This window comes from Erysipelothrix aquatica, from assembly GCF_009828825.1.
Taxonomy (GTDB): domain Bacteria; phylum Bacillota_I; class Bacilli_A; order Erysipelotrichales; family Erysipelotrichaceae; genus Erysipelothrix; species Erysipelothrix aquatica_A.
In genome coordinates, this window is the sequence record NZ_WTTA01000001.1 from 354,759 (window position 1) to 378,540 (window position 23,782).

Annotated in this window: 23 protein-coding genes and 1 other annotated feature; of the genes, 1 reads left to right on the top strand and 22 read right to left on the bottom strand. The window is 38.8% G+C overall.

Translation table 11 applies throughout. From position 1 onward, the window contains the following. Nucleotides 1–34 precede the first annotated feature (34 nt). From GVV22_RS01750 to GVV22_RS01850, 22 genes are all read right to left on the bottom strand, one after another. Complete coding sequence (locus GVV22_RS01750) at nt 35–859, bottom strand: cell division protein FtsQ/DivIB (protein ID WP_159648482.1); 825 nt, start codon at nt 857–859, stop codon at nt 35–37. Then, entirely contained in the window at nt 840–1,937 is a 1,098-nt protein-coding gene (gene murG / locus GVV22_RS01755; RefSeq protein WP_159648483.1) for an undecaprenyldiphospho-muramoylpentapeptide beta-N-acetylglucosaminyltransferase, read from the bottom strand. Before murG ends, GVV22_RS01750 begins: the two co-directional genes overlap by 20 nt. Nucleotides 1,938–1,940: 3 nt before the next feature. Beyond that, nucleotides 1,941–2,954, bottom strand: a complete 1,014-nt coding sequence (ruvB, locus tag GVV22_RS01760; RefSeq protein ID WP_159636335.1) for a Holliday junction branch migration DNA helicase RuvB — start codon at nt 2,952–2,954, stop codon at nt 1,941–1,943. A gap of 2 nt (nt 2,955–2,956) precedes the next feature. Further along, on the bottom strand, nt 2,957–3,544 hold the full coding sequence (ruvA, locus tag GVV22_RS01765) for a Holliday junction branch migration protein RuvA (RefSeq protein ID WP_159648484.1): 588 nt from the start codon (nt 3,542–3,544) through the stop codon (nt 2,957–2,959). Nucleotides 3,545–3,643: 99 nt separating this feature from the next. Next, nucleotides 3,644–4,927 carry a GTPase ObgE gene (gene obgE, locus GVV22_RS01770; protein WP_159648485.1) on the bottom strand — a complete coding sequence of 428 codons (1,284 nt, stop codon included), beginning with the start codon at nt 4,925–4,927 and terminating at the stop codon, nt 3,644–3,646. A gap of 54 nt (nt 4,928–4,981) precedes the next feature. After that, nucleotides 4,982–5,266: a 50S ribosomal protein L27 gene (gene rpmA / locus GVV22_RS01775; protein ID WP_159636341.1), complete on the bottom strand. Its 285-nt coding sequence runs from the start codon at nt 5,264–5,266 to the stop codon at nt 4,982–4,984. Then, nucleotides 5,263–5,583, bottom strand: a complete 321-nt coding sequence (locus GVV22_RS01780) for a ribosomal-processing cysteine protease Prp (protein WP_159648486.1) — start codon at nt 5,581–5,583, stop codon at nt 5,263–5,265. Before GVV22_RS01780 ends, rpmA begins: the two co-directional genes overlap by 4 nt. A 3-nt stretch (nt 5,584–5,586) precedes the next feature. Then, a complete protein-coding gene (gene rplU / locus GVV22_RS01785) occupies nt 5,587–5,901 on the bottom strand; it encodes a 50S ribosomal protein L21 (protein ID WP_159636345.1) in 315 nt (104 codons plus the stop codon). A gap of 15 nt (nt 5,902–5,916) precedes the next feature. Continuing rightward, nucleotides 5,917–5,988: a sequence feature (ribosomal protein L21 leader region), on the bottom strand. 154 nt (nt 5,989–6,142) lie between these two features. Then, on the bottom strand, nt 6,143–7,369 hold the full coding sequence (locus GVV22_RS01790; protein ID WP_159648487.1) for an ABC transporter permease: 1,227 nt from the start codon (nt 7,367–7,369) through the stop codon (nt 6,143–6,145). Next, complete coding sequence (locus GVV22_RS01795) at nt 7,366–8,271, bottom strand: ABC transporter ATP-binding protein (protein ID WP_159648488.1); 906 nt, start codon at nt 8,269–8,271, stop codon at nt 7,366–7,368. Before GVV22_RS01795 ends, GVV22_RS01790 begins: the two co-directional genes overlap by 4 nt. A 106-nt stretch (nt 8,272–8,377) precedes the next feature. Next, complete coding sequence (locus GVV22_RS01800) at nt 8,378–9,841, bottom strand: sensor histidine kinase (protein WP_236261902.1); 1,464 nt, start codon at nt 9,839–9,841, stop codon at nt 8,378–8,380. Further along, nucleotides 9,825–10,493 carry a response regulator transcription factor gene (locus tag GVV22_RS01805; protein ID WP_159648490.1) on the bottom strand — a complete coding sequence of 223 codons (669 nt, stop codon included), beginning with the start codon at nt 10,491–10,493 and terminating at the stop codon, nt 9,825–9,827. Before GVV22_RS01805 ends, GVV22_RS01800 begins: the two co-directional genes overlap by 17 nt. Before the next feature lie 45 nt (nt 10,494–10,538). Further along, nucleotides 10,539–13,577 carry a DNA polymerase III subunit alpha gene (dnaE, locus tag GVV22_RS01810; RefSeq protein ID WP_159648491.1) on the bottom strand — a complete coding sequence of 1,013 codons (3,039 nt, stop codon included), beginning with the start codon at nt 13,575–13,577 and terminating at the stop codon, nt 10,539–10,541. A 64-nt stretch (nt 13,578–13,641) separates the two neighbouring features. Then, on the bottom strand, nt 13,642–14,655 hold the full coding sequence (galE, locus tag GVV22_RS01815) for a UDP-glucose 4-epimerase GalE (protein ID WP_159648492.1): 1,014 nt from the start codon (nt 14,653–14,655) through the stop codon (nt 13,642–13,644). A gap of 15 nt (nt 14,656–14,670) precedes the next feature. Continuing rightward, nucleotides 14,671–15,129, bottom strand: a complete 459-nt coding sequence (locus tag GVV22_RS11030) for a phosphotransferase (RefSeq protein ID WP_236261903.1) — start codon at nt 15,127–15,129, stop codon at nt 14,671–14,673. After that, nucleotides 15,126–15,743, bottom strand: a complete 618-nt coding sequence (locus GVV22_RS11035; RefSeq protein WP_236261904.1) for a hypothetical protein — start codon at nt 15,741–15,743, stop codon at nt 15,126–15,128. Before GVV22_RS11035 ends, GVV22_RS11030 begins: the two co-directional genes overlap by 4 nt. A gap of 182 nt (nt 15,744–15,925) precedes the next feature. After that, on the bottom strand, nt 15,926–16,747 hold the full coding sequence (locus GVV22_RS01825; protein ID WP_201290679.1) for a ZIP family metal transporter: 822 nt from the start codon (nt 16,745–16,747) through the stop codon (nt 15,926–15,928). A 57-nt stretch (nt 16,748–16,804) separates the two neighbouring features. Further along, nucleotides 16,805–17,734, bottom strand: coding sequence for a DHH family phosphoesterase (locus tag GVV22_RS01830; RefSeq protein WP_159648493.1), 930 nt, complete (start codon nt 17,732–17,734; stop codon nt 16,805–16,807). After that, entirely contained in the window at nt 17,724–18,923 is a 1,200-nt protein-coding gene (locus GVV22_RS01835) for an acetate/propionate family kinase (RefSeq protein WP_159648494.1), read from the bottom strand. Before GVV22_RS01835 ends, GVV22_RS01830 begins: the two co-directional genes overlap by 11 nt. Next, nucleotides 18,920–19,234 (bottom strand): YlxM family DNA-binding protein, encoded by a 315-nt coding sequence (gene ylxM, locus GVV22_RS01840; RefSeq protein WP_236261740.1) that lies wholly within the window; start codon nt 19,232–19,234, stop codon nt 18,920–18,922. The genes GVV22_RS01835 and ylxM overlap by 4 nt, the downstream gene beginning before the upstream one ends. Continuing rightward, complete coding sequence (ftsY, locus tag GVV22_RS01845; RefSeq protein WP_159641362.1) at nt 19,234–20,184, bottom strand: signal recognition particle-docking protein FtsY; 951 nt, start codon at nt 20,182–20,184, stop codon at nt 19,234–19,236. Before ftsY ends, ylxM begins: the two co-directional genes overlap by 1 nt. After that, nucleotides 20,184–23,114: a chromosome segregation protein SMC gene (locus GVV22_RS01850; protein WP_159648495.1), complete on the bottom strand. Its 2,931-nt coding sequence runs from the start codon at nt 23,112–23,114 to the stop codon at nt 20,184–20,186. The genes ftsY and GVV22_RS01850 overlap by 1 nt, the downstream gene beginning before the upstream one ends. Nucleotides 23,115–23,238: 124 nt before the next feature. On the opposite strand from GVV22_RS01850, the gene GVV22_RS01855 reads away from it, so the two are divergent. After that, nucleotides 23,239–23,760, top strand: a complete 522-nt coding sequence (locus tag GVV22_RS01855; protein WP_159636365.1) for a hypothetical protein — start codon at nt 23,239–23,241, stop codon at nt 23,758–23,760. Nucleotides 23,761–23,782 lie beyond the last annotated feature (22 nt).

Below are 23,782 nucleotides of genomic sequence, written 5' to 3' on the forward strand. Positions count from 1 at the left end.
CTCCTCTGTGTTTATATAGGTTTGGTTTTTTGTTTTATGGTGTACACGGTACAATACTTGCTATCACCGAGTCCGATGTCGGCCCGTGTTCATTTATGATGATACAACGATCATCAGTTTGATTAGCACTTACTATACTAGCATAACTCTTCATTTGAGGTAAAGTTTCTGTCTTAATAAAAACAGTATAATTGTTATTCATGACCAGTGTCATCACACTTGGATCATACTGAACCTGACCAATGTGTACTTCAGATATTGCGTTGAGAATTCCTGAATCCAATGCTCCAAAAGCGTTTAATAACTGCTTTGAAAGCGTGTTCTCATCAAAACCAACGAAAACTGGAAGTCCTACTATTGAAGATAATGAATCCTTTGATATTTCTTTCACTTCTCCATTTGAAAATAAAATTCTAAAATTGCTATTTCCAGTCGGTTCATACCCTATCGCTGCATCTTCTGTAACATTTACGGTTAAGATTCCTTGTGTATAATACATCTTACTCGATGTATTATCAACTCCCGGTATCGATGATGTCTTACGATCTACCAGAAAAGGAAGCTTGAGAATCATTCGATCCCCTTCGTTAATTCCCATTGCTTCGCGAATTTCCGTTTCCGAAACAACATGGTTGCCCTCAATTCGAATTTCGCGAATTCGTGAATACTGACTTTGATCAAACACATAGATGCCAGCAATAATTGCCAAAACTATGCAGAGTCTAAAGAATCGTGACATAAATCGTTTTCGTTTTCGCTTCTTCTCCACACGTTTTTTATGTTCAAGATCTGCTTTGATTTTTTTTAGTGAATCATCACTGTTATTCTCTTCAATTGGTTCAAATTTGTTTTTTCTCACGTTGTTGGTCCACCACCCTTGTCACCAGTTCTGTGATATCACGCACCGCATTTGGCATTGCCATCTTGTGTGCATTGTTTCCTAACGATTCGCGTCGTGCTGAATCGGCTAAAAGTGATTCAACACGTTCGTTAAGATTTGTTTCAGTAATTTCATTTTCTTGCATCATATCACAAGCATCTTGATCAAATAACGATTTAGCATTGTAATACTGATGATTATTTGCAACATGTGGACTTGGAATCAGTAACGATGCCAAGCCGAACGATTGAATTTCTGCAATCGTTGATGCACCACTGCGACATACAATTAAATCTACGATTGGAAGTAAGGCCTTTTGGTCCACAAATCCTTCGATTCGAATATTTTCATGAACGTCTCCAACCGCCTCTTTAAATGAATCGATATGTAGTGGCCCAGTCGTTACGATGACTTGATAAGCATCATTATCAAAATTTTTGACAAAGGTTTTTAGTTTCTCATTCATTGATGTCGAACCTTGAGATCCCATAACAATCAGCACAATAGGTAACGATGTTTTCAAATTCAAACGCGTCTGTTCAGGTATTGAATCAATCGTTTCATGCACTAATGATGCGCGAGGATTTCCAAGATAATGAACTTGTGGCATGCCTGAAAATGCTTCAGGATAGCATGTAATAATGGCTTGCGCCTTATCCGCAACCATCTTATTCGCTTTACCTGGAAATGCATTTTGTTCATGCAATACTAATGGTATTTTAAGTTTACTTGCAGCAAACGCAACCGGTGCACTTACATAACCACCAAACGCGATCACAACATCAGGTTTAAGTACTTTTAGATGTTTCTTTGCTGCTTTATACGCACCGTATTGTGAGAAAACTGCCTTGATACGATCGATTTTACTGCCTTGAAGTCCTAAATTGTGAATTGAATAGAACGGATAACCCGAATCTGGTACGATCCACGACTCCATTTTATGATCATTTCCAATAAAGAATATTTCATTATCAGTTGTCTTTTTTACATAATCGGCAAAGGTTATCGCAGGGTAAATATGTCCGCCACTACCGCCTGTTACAATACAAATTTTCATACATTACTCCTGTTCAAAAAGGCTAGTTTGTGTCGTGATTTTTAGATGCTCATAGGCTTTGGGTGTCGCGACACGGCCTCGTGGTGTTCGATTAATAAATCCAAGTTGTAATAAATAAGGTTCATAAACGTCCTCTAGTGTCATTGTTTCTTCTGAGATTGATGCGGCTAATGCCTCAATTCCTACAGGTCCACCATCAAACCGTTCAATAATTCCTCTAAGATAACGTAAGTCAACATCATCAAGACCCAAACTATCTACTTTAAGTTTATCAAGAGCATGTTGTGTAATTTCTAAATCGATAAGATTATCATTTAGGACTTGGGCAAAGTCACGAACCCGACGGAATAAACGGTTTGCAATCCGTGGAGTTCCGCGCGAACGTTTGGCTACTTCAGAGACTGCTAGACCTTTAATTTCTGTTTCCATTACACGACCTGTACGTGTCACGATATCCTCAAGTTCTTCTTGCGAATAGTATTCCAATTTTGAGATAATACCAAATCGATCCCGTAATGGACTCGAAAGGTCTCCTGCACGCGTCGTGGCACCCACAAGTGTAAACGGTGGTAAATCAATTTGAATACTTCGGGTTGAAGAATCCTTTCCAACGACAAGGTCTATGGAGAAATCTTCCATTGCAGAATAGAGCACTTCTTCTACAACTTTGGGGAGACGGTGAATTTCATCAATAAAGAGGACATCTCCTGGGTCTAAGCTTGATAATATTGCAGCAAGATCACCACTTCGTTCAATACTGGGTCCGCTCGCAACCTTAATGCCAGTCTCCATCTCATGAGCAATGATATAAGCAAGTGTGGTTTTTCCAAGACCTGGAGGTCCATAAAAAAGCAAATGATCAATTGTTTCATTTCGATTGCGTGCTGCTTCAATAAATATTCTAAGATTTTCTTTTAAGGCATGTTGTCCAATGTATTCTTCCAAGGAATGTGGACGTAACGCTTCTTCGAAGTCTTGGTTAGTTTCTATCGGTTCTCCCGAAACAACTCGTGTCATCCTTATCCTCGCCTTCTAGCATTCATTAATTGTAATCCGTACTTAATAAGTGCATTCACATCTTGTTGCTCATGCAACGTGAGTTCGTTTTTAATAGAACCAACTTCAGCACGTTTGAACCCTAAGGTCATGAGTGCATCCATTGCTTCTTCAATATTTGTTGATATTTTTTCTGTTTTTGGTACATCGCTACCAGTAGAAACAAACTTACCTTTAAGATCTAGTAAGATTTGTGATGCCATTTTTGGCCCTACACCTGGTAGGGTTTTTAAGAACTTTAAATCTTCTTGATCGACCGCAAGAACAAGATCCTGAGGCGATACCTTCGATAAGATAGCCAGACCTGTTTTGGGTCCAACCCCCTTAACGCTAATGAGTTGTGTAAACACAGCAAGATCTTGTCTACTCTCAAAGCCAAAAAGAATGATTGCATCCTCGCGTACATGTTGGTACGTATGAACAATCATTTGTGTATCTAGTGCGACTGTTTCGGGTCTACCATAATAGATATAGTACCCAATTCCTTGATTATCAATAATTATTGCATCTTCGGTCCGATTTACGACCGTTCCTGATATATATGCGATCATTTTATCACCATGTATATTTTACCATATTTAGCCTTCATTGAGTACTGATTACGATATGGAATTATAATGAAAAAACCCCGAGACACTCGGGGTTTGCTTTTAGTAGGCTTCGCCTTCTTCAAATATGAACTGTACATCGGATAGAATAATAACATCACCATCCCGTGCACCAGCGTCACGAAGTGCTTGGTCAACACCTAAACGTTTCATGGACAGACCAAATTGAACTGCCGATTCTTCTGAATCAAAATCAAATTGACGGAACATACGGTCGATACTATCGCCGCTAACACGCCATTTTGTTTCATTAATACGTTCGATTTCAAAGCTTCTGCGGGGTGCTTCATATTTATAGACAACCGCTTTACTTTGCTCAACAACAGCTTCTTCAACATGCTCATCAAGAATATCTGCAACACGATAAAGGAGTGATTCAATTCCATCACCAACCATCGTAATTAGTTCAAAGACTTCAACCTCTGGATATGCAGCTTTGAAACGCTCAAGATTACCAGAAGCAACCTCTAAGTCCATTTTATTCGCTACAACCACCATTGGCTTATTCATAAGCGTTGCATCATATTTTTCGAGTTCTTCATTGATGACACGATAATCCTCAACAGGATCACGCCCATCTTCAGCACCCATATCCACAACATGTACTAAAACACGTGTTCGCTCGATATGTTTCAAAAAGACATGACCCAAACCTTTTCCAAGATGGGCATCTTCAATTAATCCTGGCATATCCGCAACTGCAAAAGAACGTCCGTCAGGACTGGAAGCAATTCCTAAGTTAGGAACGATTGTTGTAAAGTGGTAATCTGCAACTTCAGGTTTTGCACGTGTTATAACAGATAAGAGTGTTGATTTTCCAACAGAAGGAAAACCAATAATTCCGACATCCGCTAAGAGTTTTAATTCAATTGTAATTTCTAATTCTTCACCTAATTCGCCTTTTTCAGCATAATGCGGTGCAGGATTATTGGCAGTTGCGAAGCGGGTGTTTCCACGGCCACCACGTCCACCATGAGCGATAATCTCACGTTGTCCATGTTCCGTTAAATCCGCAATAACAACACCTTTTGCGTCATCGTAAACGACTGTTCCTACCGGAACTTTTAAGATGACAGGTTCCGCAGCACGTCCATGCATTTTTTTATTCTTACCTGCTTGGCCATGTTTCCCTTTGATGACACGATTAAAACGAAGGTCTAACAATGTAGACTTATTGGAATCAGCAACAAATACAATATCTGCCCCTTTTCCACCATCGCCACCGTATGGTCCGCCAAGAGGCACAAATGCCTCACGACGAAATGATGCCATACCATCGCCACCATCTCCTGCGATTACTTTTATATTAACGCGATCGACAAACATAATATCATCCTCTCAATTAAAAATCCCCGGTTTAGAGGGGATTTGGTTTAAAATTTAAGCAACTGGGTAAACTGAAACGCATTTACGGCCTTTGCCAATACGCTCAAATCTAACAACGCCTTCAACTTTAGCGAACAATGTATCATCGCCACCACGTCCAACGTTTGAACCGGGATGAATCTTAGTACCACGTTGACGGTAAAGAATTGTACCAGCTGTTACGGTTTGTCCATCAGCAGCCTTTGAACCAAGACGTTTTGAATGTGAATCACGACCGTTTTTTGTTGAACCTACTCCCTTTTTAGAAGCAAATAATTGGATATCTAATAAGAATTTCATGAAATAACCTCCTTTTCGTTGATTTCAATATATTCTGGGTGTGCAAATTCAATTGTTTTTAATTGAATCAACACAAACTCAAAGAGTTTTTGATTAAGATCAGATTGATTTAATATTTCAATTTTAACAAGTGGTTCTTGTGTCATAGTCAAGTCAACAGTGTTATCCAAAGTATCAAAACCATTAAGTGCGCCAGTCATAATACTGCTTACTCCAGCACATACCAAGTCAAATCCTGGTTCACCGGAACCCGCATGGCCACTCACTTCCATTGACTGGAACTGATTGTCCTTTGTTAAAACGGATACTTTAATCATTGATTATCCTGAGATAATGTCTTCGACAACTAAACGTGTGTATGGTTGACGGTGACCTTGTTTTTTACGAGTTGAACCTTTTTTGGATTTGTATTTGAAGACAATAATCTTCTTAGCTTTTCCTTGTTTTTCAACTTTAGCTGTAACTGAAGCACCTTTAACATAAGGAGCACCAACTTTTAATGTGCGGTTTTTAACAGCAACAACTGTTTCAAAAACAACTTCTTCCCCTTCTTGAACATCTAACTTTTCAACAAAGATAGTTTGTCCCTTCTCAACGAGGATTTGTTTTCCACCTGTTTCAATAATTGCGTACATAGTACACCTCCTTCAATTTGCCATAAGACTCGCCACCTAAGGTGGATTTCTCACTTAAACCTTAGCTATATGCGGTTGTACGCCTTTCGGACATGCAACTTACGCCTTTTTATGCCTTAACATTATAGCCTATGAATTATCATATGTCTAGTATCCATCGACTTTTTAAGCATTTTTTTCGTTTTCTTATAACAACGACTATTTTAGCATATTTTATGTCGTAATTGTAGCTGATATTTCTCTAATCTTTAAATTTACGTTGTTTGAGGATATCAGAGAATTTCATACGGTTTCCATAGTTTAACGACCCTTTACGGTAGATATAAATGGAAAGATTCGCAATCGCCACCGTAACACCAAGCATTAGCACTAAAGACGCTACTAATTCATAGACAGGAACTGTCGTCATCATATAACGAATCGGTGTTGTAAAGAGTGATACAAACGGAATATATGACGCAAACTTAATGACTGTGGCATCCGGCATTCCCATTGCAAATGATGCGAGTAGATAAGCAATCACAAATACAAACGTTATTGGTGTAACAGCCGAGGAAACATCTTCGACTTTTGTTACGAGTGATCCAAGCGAAGCAAAGATAAATAGATATAAGAAATAACCTGAAATTGAGAAGATAGCATAAATGAGTGCAGCATCCCAGGTAATTGATGCTTGAATCATTGCGGTAATAAATTCTGGATAATTCCCTTTGTTAATCATGTATCCCAAAGTCAATCCAAGAATCATGACAACAACTTGTAAGATTCCAATAAGCCCGACCGCCAGCACTTTCCCAAGAATCAACACTTTCGGTTTTGTACTTGTGATTAATAATTCCATCGTACGGCTATCTTTTTCACGTGCAACGGATGTCGCAACCGATTGACCGTATAAGAGAATCAACATGTATAAGACGAATAATACACCAAACGCTACAAATGTACTTTGGGATGCATCTTTTCCGAGAATTTGCACACTATTGCTTAGTGATACCGTAGATGCTTCGCGCACCTGATTAGGATCGATGCCTTTTTGAGCCAAGTTAGTATCGATGACATTTTGTGTCATGATCGCTTCAACAATTTGTTGATTTTGATTAAACATTGAGCTCTTCAAAGTTAACATTGAGTAGCTTGTATCACCATTTATAATTATTCCATCTGTCACCGTTTCATCTTCAACCGCTTCTTTTAATGCTGTTTCGGATGAATAAACGTGAATTCCCGGTAATGCTTTGAAGACTGGTGCATGGATTGACGTGTCGTCTACGACAACTCCAAGTGTCTCATACGTCTCTGGTTCGGTCGTAGTGCTTGTATTATCACTTGAACCTTTATTGAGAAAAAGACTTGGCACAAACGTCATTGCCACAAGAATCATCGTAATGACAAGCGTGGAGATAATTGTTGATCGTTTCTTTGCCATTTCTAGAAATTCAAATCGAAATACTGTGCTTAGATTTTTCATGCATTAGTCCCTCCCGCAACATCAACAAAAATATCATGTAGACTTGGTGTATAGTCACTGAACAATGTAATCACCATACCTTCTTTAATGGTAAATTCAAGAAGTTCTTGATGGGTCATTGCCACTGGCAATGTTAGAATCATTGTTTTATTGTCATGCTCAACAGTAACACCCTTTGCATTTAAGAGTTGTTCAAAAGCTTCATTCGGTGTATTCAAGACGAGTTTCACTTTATTCATTCCGCGTTCTTGTTTGATTGCTTCAAGTGATCCTTTTAGGATAATCTGTCCAAAATTTATGATCGCAATGTCATCACAAAATGTTTCAACATAAGACATCTGATGACTTGAGAATATAATAATCCGATCATCTGAAATATATTCAGTAAGGGCGTCTTGGAATACCTGTGAGTTGACAGGATCAAGCCCACTAAATGGTTCATCAAGAATCAGAATATCCGGTTCATTAAGAAATGCTTGTGTGATTTGAACCTTTTGTTGATTTCCTTTTGATAAGGTTTCAAGTTTATTATTTAGATAAATGTCTACACCAAATTTCTTGGACCAATATTCAATTGATTCTTGGGCATGTTGACGTGTTGCTCCTCGAAGCATCGCAAAATACAATAATTGATCTTTTACGAGTGTCTTTGAATACATACCGCGTTCTTCTGGTAAATAACCTATTTTATAATCGCCAGGTTTAAATGGCTTATCATCCATCGTGATGGTCCCATCACTTGCTGCAAAAACATCCATTAAAATTCTTAATGAAGTTGTTTTCCCAGCTCCGTTTCGACCAAGATAGCCAAAAATTTGACCTGACTTGACTGTAAATGAAATATCTTTAAGTACATGTTTTTCCCCAAAGTACTTATTTACTTTATGAAAAGTTAGTTTCATTGTTTCCCCTCGTTTCTTGTGACACTATATTAGTAATGTAACACACTCTGTTAGAAATGCAAGGCTTTTATAAAAAAAGAGCCCGTTTCGATTTGGACTCTTGTACTTATTTTTTTGATCGTGGTTGTTTCTTTTGTTTTTTTACATGTGCTTGGGGCATTGGAGACTGCGCCGGTTTTAACGTATAGAAAAACGTTGAACCTTCCCCAACCTCAGACGTTACCCAATATTTAGAACCTGTTGCTTCACAAATTGCGCGTACAATTGATAAACCAAGACCCGAACTACCTCCGGTTCGTTGATAATTTTTATCAATCTTATAGTACCGATCCCAGACATGATTAATGACATCTGCACCAATTCCTGGTCCATGATCGCTCACTGAAACGATGACTTCTTTTGGGTCAACATGGGCGTGAATTTCAATAATTCGATCATCACCAACATATTTGGTTGCATTATTGATGTAATTATAAAGCACTTGCCCCATTTTAATTTCATCCGCAATCACTTCCAATGTTGGATCCACATCAATTATAAAATTAATATCTAATCCTTGGAATAAGTTGACACTTCCGAGAACTTGATCATACAGCTTAAAGGTTGTTTCTTTTATATCGAATACTTGTGATTCATATTTAGATAGCGTGAGCATATCATTAACTAAACGTTCTAAGTGATTTACCTCATCCACGATAACACTCAGATGTTTTTCACGCATTTCAGGATCGTCTCCCGAAATATCTTGAATCATCTCAGCATATGCTTTAATCATTGTTAGTGGTGTCTTAATATCGTGGCTCACATTCGCAACAAGATCACGACGAAGTTCGTCGGTCTTGCGGAATTCATGCGTAGCAAAGTTTAATGTTTTGGAAAGTTCTTTTACTTCACTGTATTCATCTTCATTAAATTTAACACTTAGGTCCCCATGCGCCAATTTACGCGCATTTTCAGTTATTTGAACGAGCGGTCGCGATAACCGTCGCGACAAGATAAACGTCACGATCGTTGCAAACGAGAAGACCATGAGCGCAACCAATCCAAATTGACGTTTAAGAACAAATATCGTCGAATCTAACAACTCGATGGGCGTATTGATGAAAATATAGAAATCATTGTCTTGAATCTTGGCATTTTTACCATAAAAGTACATGCCTTGTTCAAAAATTTCACTATCGAAGCGAATTGAAAAGTCATGGGATTGTGAATTCTGAGTCATCTTCATATATTCTTGGACTGCATCTGACGAGAGATTTGAGATATGACAGTTTGTCCCAACTGCATCCGCATTGATAATTCGTATTCCGCGTTCATTGTAAACGACAGCACACATGTTTTCTTTCGCTAACATCTGCGTCATTGCTTTTTCGGAATTATAGAAATCTTCACGCATTAAAAGACGTTCAATTTCAAGAACGTTCTTTTGAATGGTCTGCGCACGGTTTCGCTCATAATAGGGTCCAATAAATGAAATCTGGAGCATCCACAAAAATAAAAGCATAAGTCCAGTTAGTACTAAAAAGTACAACCAGACTCGAAATGCCATATTTTTAGTTGATGACTTCAAATTTATAACCTGTTCCGCGTACTGTCACAATATAATCTCTGTAAACACCAAGGTTCTGGCGTAACATTTTAATGTGGGTATCAACGGTACGATAATCACCATAATAATTATAGTTCCATACTTTATCTAATAGTACATCTCTAGATAAGGCTTGATCCTTGTGTTGAATGAGAAACACAAGTAAGTCGAATTCCTTAGGTGTAACATTGATACGTTCACCATCCACCGTCAAATTACGGCCCGTAATATCAACTTCAAGTCCGCCAAAAGTATAGACAGAGTGTTTCATTCCTTTTGATCGTTCTGCTACGGCTTTAATGCGTGCCATGAGCTCACGAGGTGAAAATGGTTTCGTTACATAGTCGTCAATTCCAAGCTCAAATCCAAGAAGTTTATCAAACTCTTCTTGGCGTGCTGAAAGCATGATGATTGGTACATCTTTTATTTTTTTAATTTCTCGGCATGCGGTAAACCCATCAAGATTAGGCATCATGATGTCCAAAACAACAACATCATAATCTTCTTCTTTTACTTTATCGATGGCTTCTTGACCATCGGATGCTTCATCCGCAATCAAACCAGATGCTTTTGCATATTCTTTTGCTACTTCGCGAATTTTGACTTCATCGTCAACAATTAAAAATTTAATCATCTGTATCACCTCTTAGTTGTAGTTATATCATACACGAAACGGGTACTAGTTTTCAAACGTAAACATATCTTGAACAATAATTGAATCTGTTTCTTTTACCTGAACTTTGATGAGAACAACCGCTCCAACTTTAAGCTGGTCTTTAATTTTTTCATAGACATTATTGAACACAACAACATCTTTATTATCAGTGTCATCGCTAATTTGGAGGAACGCCATCATTTTGCCGTTCTTTGCGCGATGCTGTTTGACTGCTTCGATCATGCCAATCACACGATAGTATTCGTAACGTGGCTCGAGTTGAACAAGCGAATCCGTGCCATGTTTGACTTTCAAGGATTTCGTTGGATGGTCTGAAAAGTAAAAGCCTAATAAATCATGCTCATACGCCAAAGTCGCACGAACATTCTCATTAACCTGCGTAAATATGGGTTCGCTAATTAGTGAAAAGTTGAGTTGTTTTCGCCCGTCTTTTTCGACTTTAATAATATTGGCATAGCGAATGGCTTCTTCTAATGATGCGAGCATGGACTCACGATTCGCACCAAAGTAATCCATCGCACCCGCTTTAATCAACATCTCAAAATGACTTTTTTTAACCCCAACAAGATTTAATCGGCTCACCGCATCATAAAATGATTTGTACGATCCATTCTCTGAACGTTCCGCTTCAATCTCTGCTGCAATTGTTCCACTGATTCCCTTAATGATAGTGAATGGCATGCGAATTTTAACACCATCTAATGTGTAAACACTATGGCTATGATCTAAATTGACACTCAATAAACTCACATTGCGACGACGACATTCGTCAATATATTGTCGTGTCTTTACATCGCTTCCTAAAACACTCGAGAGGAGTTCTGTATAAAAGAGATGTGGGTAGTTTGCTTTGAGATATGAGAGTTGATAAGCAATCAAACCATACGCAACAGAGTGCGATTTATTGAACCCGTAATTTGCGAATTTTTCTATTAAATCATAAATTTCATTTGCAAGTTCGCGATCATGTCCTTCACGAAGACATCCGTTAATAAAATCTTCCCGAAGTGCATTGAGTTCAGCTGCGTTTTTCTTACCCATCGCTTTTCGTAAGATATCCGCTTTTCCAAGTGTGAAACCTGCCATTATCTGCGCAACCTGCATAATTTGTTCTTGATAGATCAAAATTCCATAGGTAGATTCAGTAATTTCACGTAATTTCGGGTGTAAATATTTAACACTTGACGGGTCATTTCGAGACGCAAGGTACAGTGGAATGTTTTCCATAGGTCCTGGACGATATAACGCGATTGTATCAACAATGTCCATAAACTTGCTTGGCTTTAGTTTTTTAAGCAATGCTTTCATTCCATCCGATTCTAATTGAAATACTCCAACAGTTTCGGCAATCGAAAGCAGTTGGTAGGTTTTTGCATCATCCATTGGAATTTTCATTATGTTAAATGCGGTCGTTTCATTAATTTTACGTGCGATGTTGTCGATGATTGTTAGGTTTCTTAGCCCCAAAAAGTCTATTTTGATAAGCCCGATAGCTTCTAAGTACGTCATATCATACTGTGTTACATGCGTCTCTTCATCAAACGCGAGCAGTGGCACAACATCGTCAAGTGGCTTGCGCGACATAACCACCCCAGCTGCATGCTGTGAAGCATGTCGCAGTAAACCCTCTACTTTTAAAGCAATTGTAAAAACACGCATAAGGTGTTTATCGCTATTGAGAAAGGTTCTAAATTTCGGAACGTTGTCATAATTTTCTTGAAGCGTACTTGCACTAATTAACTTTGCACCCGTATCTACAGTGCGAATTGGAATTTGCAACACTCGACCAACATCACGGAACGCTTGACGCGCTCGTAATGTCCCAAATGTTACAATGTTCGCAACATGGTTGTGGCCATATTTTTCTTGGACATACTGAATTACAAGATGACGCTTGTCATCTGGAAAGTCGATATCAATATCGGGCATCGAGATTCTTTCGGGATTCAAGAATCGTTCAAAGAGTAAACCATATTCAATCGGATCAACTTCGGTAATTCCTAATGCATAAGCAACCAAAGATCCTGCAGAACTCCCGCGACCCGGACCAACATAAATACCTTCTTTTTTTGCGTATCGGATGATATCGTAAACAATTAGAAAATAATCAGTGAAGTTCATACCATTTATGACCGATAATTCGTACTCGAGACGATCTGCATAAACTTTGTTCACTGGTTGCTTAATACGGCGACTTAAACCAAAAGCAGCAAGTTTTGATAAGTACACATCGTTTCGAACAGCTTGACCTGTCTCAAAATGGGGTAATGATGTTTTAATACTAAAAACATCGACGGTGCACATATCCGCTATTTTTTGTGTATTTTCCAAACAACGTGTATCGTACATCGATGCCATCGCTTCTTGGGAATAGAAATTACGATGGGGTGATGAAACCAACGTCTTATCTTCTAAATACGTCCCTTTACCAATCGCTTGGACAACTCTAAAGGCTTCTTCATCACCTTCAAGTTCATAGTAAACTTTAGACATAGCAACGGGCTCAATATCGCTAAAAATGGCCATATCGATAAGTTGCGAGTTTGTTTTTCGAAAGAAATTCGATTCTTGGTGTGATATCCCAATATATAGGTGCGTAAACATTTGCTTCATAACATTAAGACGGTGCTGAACCTCATCTAAATTTTGGTTCAATAATGCTTTTTCAAACGGACCACCTTCCGAATGTGCTATCACTATCAACGATTTCTCATATGCTAATATTTCTTCGAATGTAAGCACTGATTTTTGACTTAACGCGTGACTCAAATGCATCAAGCCAATATATCCGGAGTTATTTTTCGCAAGCAATGTCGATGTAAACGTCTCTTCTTCGTGCGAGAGTGTCACTTCCATTCCAAACAATGGCTTAACACCAGCTTTTTCGGCTGCTTTTTGAAACTCCAAAGCACCAAAAAGGACATGCGAATCTGTTAGAGCAACAGCTTGCATGTTATTTTCTTTAGCATTTTTGACGATTGTTTCCACTGACATCAATCCTGCCAGTAACGAATACGAACTCCGAACGTTTAAATGTATCATGGGTCACCTCATTGCCTTTATTATAGCGTATGTTTGAAAAGAAAAGAACGTATATACGTTCTTTTTATCCTTCATAACCATTCGGGTTGTTACTTTGCCAACGCCATGTATCTTCGCACATTGTGTTGATGTCACGGGTTGCTTCCCATCCGAGTTCTATTTTTGCTTTATGAGCGTCTGCATAGCATGTTGCAATGTCTCCAGGGCGTCTTGGTTCGATTGTATACGGTACTGCTTGACCTGACGCCTTTTCAAACGCCTTTACAACATCTAACACAGAATAGCCATTCCCAGTCCCTAAGTTGTAGACAACATAGCCCTGACGGTCACGAATTGGCTTAAGTGCGGCCACATGACCTGTCGCTAAGTCAGCAACGTGGATGTAATCACGAACACCAGTTCCATCTGGCGTATCATAATCATCACCAAAAACTGATAATTTTTCACGCTTACCGACAGCAACTTGAGCGATGTAAGGAACCAAATTATTTGGGATTCCTGCAGGATCTTCACCAATTGTACCCGACGCATGTGCTCCTATTGGATTAAAGTAACGCAGAATTACGACATTCCACTCTGGATCTGAATTTTGGAGGTCCTTGAGAATATCTTCTGTCATCAATTTAGTTGCACCGTATGGATTCGTCGTCGACAATTCAAAGTCTTCTAAGATTGGATTTGTTTTTGGCGATCCATATACTGTTGCTGATGAGCTGAAGATAATGTTTTTGACATCATGGTCACGCATCACTTCAAGCAATGTCAAAGTACCCGAGATATTGTTTTTGTAGTATTCGAGAGGTTTAGAAACCGATTCGCCAACTGCTTTGAATGCAGCAAAATGAATTACAGCATCTACTTGTTCAGCATCAAACACAGCACTAAGGGCCGCTTTATCAGTGATATTCACTTTATACATTCCCGGTCTATGACCTGTGATAGCCTCGATACGATCTAAAACAATGGGACTCGCATTAGAATAGTCATCAACAATTACAACTTCATGACCTTGTTCTATCAATTCTATTGTTGTGTGGCTTCCAATATATCCAGCACCACCTGTTACTAAAATTCTCATGTCTTTAACTGCTCCTTATCTGTATTTGTTAACAACAGCATGCATCACATCCCATTGTGCTTCCATATCTTGAATCAGTTTCATTTGTGTTCGTGAGCGTACAAGATTGTGGGTATCGTAATCTGTTTTAAAATAATTATCGCCATCAATGTAATCCGTCAAGAAACGCATGCCACATTCTAATGTCATCATTTTAGCACCGACTGCAAACTGATCCAACTCAACATCCGTAAATGATCCATTACCACCTTCGATGAACCCTTTCGTAAATGCTTCATAGTACTCAATACTAAAGTTTACTTTATTCAGATCTTGTTCATCTTCAAGAGCTGTACTGGCTCCAAAGCGAATGGCATCCCCAAAGTCATCAACTGCAAATCCTGGCATGACGGTATCCAGATCAACAACACATAACGCTTGTTTTGTCACATTATCAATCATGACGTTATTTAGCTTTGTGTCATTGTGCGTCACTTTAAGGGGCATTTCTCTTTTTCATGCAAATCCCATAGGATGTTCATGAAATCAGCTCGCTCTTTATAGAAATTAATATCTTCTTGAACTGCTGCGGCACGACTATGCGGATCACGTGCAATTGTCTTTTCAAAAGTTATGTAGCGTGACGGTGTATGATGGAATTTTTCAATTGTATAGTGCAATGTTTCAACCGGAAATTCTGAGAGTTGATATTGAAATTTACCAAATGCAACGCCGCTTTGATAGAAGACTTCAGGATCTTCGACCAAGTTAAAAGATGTAGCATTGGAGATATATTGGTAAGCACGCCAATAGTTTCCTTTTGGATCTTGCGTATATAACGCCCCAGCTTGTGTGCGGATAATTTCAAGAACTTCACGTTCGGGATTTCCGCCTTCTTCAATGACAATTTGCTTGATATACTGCGTCACACGTTCGACATTTTCCATCAATCCAACTGGATTGGTAAAGATTTGATGATTGATGCGCTGAATAACATATTGATTCGTATCAAAGTCAACAAGATACGTGTCATTAATATGACCATCGCCAACTGGCTTATGGTTTTTATATTCCCCATTGAATTTAAACTCGTTTATTACAGTTAACATAATGCCTCCAATAATTTACTTATACTATATAGTATACACCTTTGCCCTTTCGTTTTAAATAAGATAAAGGGCTTTCATTGCGCCACAAACATTCGCAATGTTGGGATTTTTTTAAACGAACAAGAATACACAATCAACGATCAGCACCCCTCATCAAAAGAAAAGACCACAAAAATGGTCTTTTATCCCAATCCAACATCCAACAGCATCATAATGGTGAACCCAATCATACATCCTATGGTTGCGATGTCAGAACGCATATTGTCGTTACCGATATGGGCTTCTGGTATTAACTCTTCCACAACGACGTAAATCATTGCTCCTGCCGCAAATGATAAGGCAAACGGTAATAAGGGTTGCATCACAGTTACCGCGTATGCACCGATCATCCCTGCGAACGGCTCAACAATTCCACTTGCTTGTCCATACATAAATGCTTTGCTCCGTGACATCCCCTCGCGACGCAAAGGAATTGAAACTGCAGCCCCTTCAGGAAAGTTTTGAAGACCAATACCAATCGCAAGCGCAATCGCACCAGCGATCGTTGCACTTGGCATCCCTTGAGCGGCAGCACCAAAAGCAACCCCTACGGCGAGCCCTTCAGGAATATTATGAAGTGTAATCGCCATCACAAGTAAAACAGAACGTTGCCAATGTGTTTTGATTCCTTCAGCTTCGTCAGTTGGCTGACCTAAATGAAGGTGGGGTAAAATCTTATCTGCAAGAAATAAAAATGCTCCTCCCGATAAGAAACCTCCCGCAACAATGAGCAAGACATTTTGATCAATAGCTTCAGCCATATCAATAGCTGGTGCTAATAATGACCAAAAGCTTGCGGCAATCATAACCCCCGCCGCAAACCCTAACATTCCGTTGAGAACCCCTTTATGAATTCGTTTGAAAAAGAAGACAGTGGCAGCACCTAATGCTGTAACACCCCATGTGAAGAGTGTCGCAAGAAGTGCTTGAATTACAGGTTGTTGTTCCAAAAACCAATTCATCATAATCTTTCCCTTCTATAGTGTGAAAAAGCAGTTGCCCTTAGGCAACTGTTCTTTTTCTTATTCTCCAATACTTCGTTTAGCAAGTATTTCAATGATTTCAGATACATTTTCTTTCGTCAGTTTGCTGACGCCAGATGCCAATCGGTGACCACCGCCTCCGAATTGTTGTGCAATATCATTAATTGTGTACTCGCGTGAGCGAATTGAACCTTCATATGAACCATCTTCATCTTGAGTAAAGATTGCCCAAATACCAAATTCTTGAACACCTGACATTACATTGACAAATCCTTTAATTTGCTTACTTGTCGAACCTACTTCAGCAATACGTTCAGAATCCATGACAATGAAAGAATGTGCTTCTTTGACTTCTACAAACTGTGCAATCTTATTTTTAAGTTCAAAGACTGCGCGAGGTTGTGTAAAGAGATCTTGATTCAATTTTGAAATATTTGCACCTTGTTCAATTAAAAAGGATGCTGATGCAAGCGTTTTTCCAGATGTCGCTTCCGTTGAAAAACGAATTGTATCTGTTAAAATTCCACTTAATAGTGTATTCGCAATGTCTTCAGTGAATGACTTGTCAAAACCACGAAGAATATCTGTTACGATTTCACACGCACTTCCACGTGATGTATCTACCATCTGTAAGTCACCGTATGGATCAACTTCTGGATGGTGATCAATCTTAACAAGTTGTTTACCTAACGTGTAGCGCTCATCGTCAATGCGTGGACGGTTTGCGGTGTCAATTACTACTGACAGAAATTCGCCCGATAATTCAACGTCATCCATCATTGGATAAATTGAGTAATGATGGTCATTTGACCCTAAAAGATGAACGGTCTTATTAGGATAATTATGCTTCACCCATTTTGCAAATCCAACCTGTGATCCCAAAGCATCACCATCTGGATTTACATGACGAAAGACAGCAATTGTATCATAGGCTTCAATGAGTTGAAGCAGTTCTTGACTACCCTTCATTGTGAATGCGGAATGCATCTTGTGCAATCATCAATTCTTCATTTGTTGGCACAACCCATACCGCAACTTTTGATGCATCTGTACTTAAACGAACTTCGTCGCCATGTGTTGCATCATTAAGTGCTGAATCGTACTCAATACCGAGTCCTTCTTTAATAACATCAAGAACTGCAGCACGTGTACCGTTGTCGTTTTCACCTAAACCAGCTGTGAACGCAATTACGTCAACACCGCCCATTTGAAGCGCATATGCACCAACATACTCAAGTACACGTTGTGCATACATTTTGCGTGTTAAGATTGCACGCTCGTGACCTGCTTCAATTGCATTTTCGATATCACGTGCATCGCTGGAAATTCCACTGATTCCAGCCATTCCTGATTTTTTGTTGAAGATATTTAAGACTTCTTCTGCTGAAATGTTTTCTTTTCTCATAAGATATGTCACGATTGCTGGATCCAAATCACCAGTACGTGTTCCCATGATAAGACCTGCTAATGGTGTGAATCCCATTGATGTGTTTACACAAATACCGTCTTTTACAGCACTTACAGAAGCACCGTTTCCTAAGTGAAGTGTAATAACACGTAATCCTTGTTCATCACGACCCATAAGTTCTGCAGTACGTTTTGAAACATAGTCATGAGAAACACCGTGTGCACCATAACGACGCACTTTATGGTCTGTATAGTAGTCATATGGTAAAGCATACATAAATACTTCTTCAGGCATTGTTTGGTGGAATGCTGTATCAAATGCAAAGATATGTGTTGCATTTGGTAATTCTTTACTAAATGCACGGTATCCGATTAGGTTTGCAGGGTTATGTAATGGCGCTAAATCTGCTAACTCTTCAACTTTAGAAATTGAATATTCGTCACAGATTACTGATTCTTGGAAGTACTCTCCCCCGTGAACAACACGGTGTCCAGCTGCTTCAATTTCTGATAAATCAGCAACAATTTTTTTCTCAACAAGACCACTTAAGACTAAGTCAGCTGCAAGTTGATGATCTGGAATATCCATTGTAACAGTTTCTTTTTTTCCATCATATTTGAATGTTAAGATTGAATCATTTAATCCAATACGCTCAACGATTCCGTTTACTAAAATTGTAGCTTCTGGCATTTCCAATAATTGAAATTTTAATGAACTACTTCCGGCATTTACTGCTAATACTTTACTCATAATTTCCTCCCTTTGATAAATGTATCGAGTATGGCATTGACGTCATTGTTTTCTAGAGCATAGAGTTTATCAAATAGCGTCTGATAATCATTTGCTACACCGAGTTTTTCTTCGTACTCGATCAATAACTTTGAAGTTCGATTTAGATTATCGAACACGGCTGCACGACTAATTCCGAGAATATCGGCAATCTCTTGATATGATAAATCATCTTGATAATAATATCGAAAGACTTCCTGTTGACGTTGTGTCAGTAGTTTCTCATAATAATCGAACAGCTTATTTAAAAATACTGTTTTTTCAATATTCATCAGGCATTGTCACTCACAAGGTTATAGAGGTATGCTTCAATATCAAATGGGCGTAAATCTTCCATTTTTTCACCCAATCCAATATGACTTACTTTGATACCCAGTTCATCCTTTATACTTAGGAGAACACCACCTTTTGGTGAACCATCGAGTTTTGTAACAATTAATGAATCAATTGGCGTAACTTCGGTGAAGGTTTTCGCTTGTAGAAGGCCGTTTTGACCTGTATTTCCATCGATTACAAGATATGTATGATCGATTGCTCCAACTTCACGTTCCAAAACACGTTTCATTTTGTCGAGCTCTTTCATTAAGTTGACTTTATTTTGAAGACGGCCTGCGCTATCGCAGATCATAACATCATACGCTTCTGCTTTCGCATGACGCGCTGCATCAACATAAACCGACGCAGCATCACGACCTTCATCGCCCCCAATAAAATCGACACCGATTTCATCTGCCCAAACTTTTAATTGATTACTACCGGCTGCTCTGAAGGTATCGCCTCCAACGAGGAGAACCCGTTTCCCTTCAGATTTATAGTAGTGTGCAAGCTTGGCACATGTCGTCGTTTTGCCCGACCCATTAACACCAACAACTAGTATAGCATTTAAGCGACCATCTTCAAGTGCATAGGGTTCGATATTTTCACCATATTGGCGCATCATAACCCCTGCTAGGGTCTCTAAACTCTCTTCTTGCGTCATCGAAGGCTTAACTTCTTTACGAAATGCCTTGATTATTTTTTGTGCACTTTTTAATGAAACGTCCGATTGGATCAAAACTGCAAGCAAATGATCATACCATGCATCGTCAAATTTTGGCTTTCCTGTAAACATTTCTTTGAGTTTTGTACCAAACGTTGCCTTTGTTGAATCTAGCCCCGTACTGTATAACTCTTTATCTTCTTTTTTAGAGAACGATTGTTTTAATTTGTCAAAAAATCCCATTATGCTTTCGCCTCCTTCATTTCTACTGCTTCTTCAAGTCGGACACGTAACATTGACGAAACACCTTTTGTAGGCATCGTCACACCATATAAGACATCAGCTTGCGCCATAGTTCCTGGGCGGTGTGTTATTACGATAAATTGTGTATCATCGCTAAATTTTCGTATATAGTTTGCAAAACGTTCAACGTTCGCGGAATCAAGTGCTGCTTCGACTTCATCAAAGATACAAAGAGGCACATGGCGTGCTTTGAGTATTGCAAATAGAACTGAAATTGCAATCAGTGATTTCTCACCACCAGAAAATAGTCGAATATTCTGCACTGATTTCCCTGGAGGCTGTACATCAATATCAACCCCCGTATTAAGCAAGTCATTTTCATCTTCAAGAATTAAGCGAGCCCGTCCTCCACCAAATAGGGCACTAAAGACCGCTGGAAGCTCCTCGTTAATTTTATCAAACATTTCTTTGAATTGCTTGACCATGATTGTATCCATTTCCTCGATGACAGCAAGTAACTTGTCGCGAGCACCATGAAGTTCTTCAAGCTGCGTCGTATAGAATTCGTAACGTTCTTTAGTTTCCGCATATTCTTCAGGTGCCTCAAGGTTCACATTCCCAAGCGCTGTAAGTTCATTACGAAGTTTAAGGACTTCATCACGACTCATTGCAGCATCTTGGTCATATACGTTTTCAAATGCATAGTCATACGTCATTTGGTATTCCGATGATAATCGCTCTAATCCTGTTTCCAAACGTGTATTGTTTTTAGTAATATCCAATGCTAATTGATGACGTTTTTGTGTGAGACCATTTAAATCTTGACGATACTGGCGTAACAGAATTTCTTTTCGTTGAATTTCAGTACTAATGCCTTGGCGCTGTTCCCGCATCAATGCAATGTTAGTGGTAAGTTCGTCACGTTCCATGTAAGCTTTGTTGAGTTGTGCGACAATATCATCGCCTTCCCCTTCAGGAACTTCTGTGACATCATCAGGATTTAAATCTTCATACTCTTGTTTTAATCGTTCATATTTGGATCGTTTAACATCTAAGAGTGGCTCTAATTGAGCTAGCGAAATACGGCGTTGCATTAGGATATCGCTTTCGTTTTTATGCGTTGTCGTTAATGCGTGCATCGCATTTTCACTTAAGATAAGTTTTTCTTTATCTTGAATAATTTCTTGTTCAAGATTTTCTTTATCTTTTTTTAGGGTCATAACAGAAGTGTTGTTATTGCGGTTTTTACCACCCGTCATCGTTCCACCACGGTGAATCACATCACCGTCCATAGTTACGATTTTATAGTTGTGGTTCAACATTTTTGCGATTCGGTTAGCTGCTTCGATCGTATTCACGACGAGCACATTTCCAAGCAAACTGTCACGTAACTGATCATAAACCGCATCATTAGTTACAAATTCGCTAGCCACGCCTGCATAGCCGTCAACGTGTGATGCAACCGTAATTGCATCCTCTGAAACACTGCGAGGCTTCGCAACGGTTAACGGAATAAATGTTGCACGACCAGCATTGTTCTTTTTCAAGAAGTTAATTGCATTAACAGCTGCCTTGTCATCATTCGTTACGAGGTGCATCATGGAACCTGCTAACGCAGTCGTAATTGCAATTTCATAATTTTCAGTTGCAGTAAATACATTACCAACGACATCATGAATACCAAATAGCGAACTCTTGTTATTCATAATTGCTTGAACACCATGATTTGACTCATAAGGTCGTTCCAATCGCGAATTTACAATGTTAAGTCGGTTTTCTAACTGTTGAATTGCTGTCGTAAGTCGAGCGACATCTTGTTGTTGATCTGCAAGTTTACGATTTCGTTCATAGCTGTTTTCAACCAACATTTCAACTTCTGCACTCAATTCTTGATGGCGTGCTTTACGATCATCGTATTCAAGTTTTGCATCGTTGAGTTGTGCTCGCATTTCTTTTGCTTTTTCTTGGGCATTTCCAACTTCCAGCGTATATTTACGACGCTCTTCAATTTCGACTTTTCGCGTTTCCAAGAGACCGATTTCGCGAATCGCTGCCATCATGTTTTCTTGTGCTTTTGAAACATCACGATCCAATTCATGGAGTGCTTGGCGTTTGGATTCTAATTCGTGTTCGTAAACCCCTTCAGATGTCTCGAGTGAAGCAAGTTCAGCATCAATTTTAAATAAATTTTGTTTGATAACTTCGTTAGCTTCCGTGAATTCTTGAATTTCTTTAACCAATACCGAAACTTCTACTGCTTGTAGGAGTTCTTTTTTATCGCGATATTGTTCTGCTTTTTTAGCTGCACGTTTTAGTGAATTCACTTGTCGTTCAACTTCATCAACAATGTCTTGCATCCGCTCCATGTTTTCACGTGTTCGCTCCAACTTGTTGATGGATTCAATTTTTCGTTTCTTATATTTCGAAACACCTGCCGCCTCTTCGAATATCATACGACGTTCTTGTGGTTTGGCTTCTGCAAAGTACGAAATTGTTCCTTGTGAGATAATGGACAGTGAATCTCGTCCTAACCCAGTATCCATGACCAAATCATGAATGTCACGAAGACGCACAGCTGTCTTATTAATCAGATACTCTGATTCACGCGTATCACGGTATAGGCGTCGTGTGACTTCAACTTCTTCATAATCACTGTTTAATGGTTTTGAACCATTATCAAACACAAGCGTTACTTCAGCTAAATTTACTTTTTTCCGGTTCTCAGAACCGTTAAAAATAACGTCTGTCATACTTGACCCACGCATCGATTTTACTGATTGTTCACCTAATACCCATCGTATCGCATCACTAATGTTACTTTTACCGCAACCATTAGGACCAACCACACCCGTTACAGGATCCTCGAAATTTATGACTACTTTATCTGCAAAGGATTTAAATCCTTGCATTTCAATTTTCTTGAGGAACATAGTTACCCCCATTCTTATCTTGTCTATTATAGCGTAATTTGACAATAAACAAAAGGTTATGAAAGTCGAAATTTGCTTTCTTCTGTGAAGCGTGGTAAAGTAAATTCGTGAGTGAGGAGACATTATGGCTAAAAAAATAATACTCGTTGCATTTACAGCGTTTGCTATAGTTGCGATATTCATTGGACTTTATAACCAATTTAGTAGTCAAACAGTAGCGATGACGCGTACTGTAGACACAGTTGATTCTGTAATTTCTACATCTATTTCAATCGATGACATTTCAAAATATTCAAAAGAAAACCCTGGTAATCACGTGTTTTTAATTCGTGATGGTAAATCCGATTCCGATTATGTAATTAATTCTATTCTGACACCACTTGCTAAAGAACAAGAGAAACGTCCAACACCGGAAATTGTTTCAATTGATATTAGTAGTGCTGAGAATATGACCGGAACCCGTCTTAAGAATTTATTTGGTGTCGATTCGTATCCAGCGTTTGTTTATGCAAACTTTGATACAACAAAAAATCAACTTAACGTAGAATCAAGCATTTCGTTTAATTCTAAAAAACCAATGACTGTAGATGAATTAAGAACATGGTTCTTCAACAACAAACTTTGGACTGGCTTATATAAATCATAAGCAAGTTTATTTATTGAAAAAA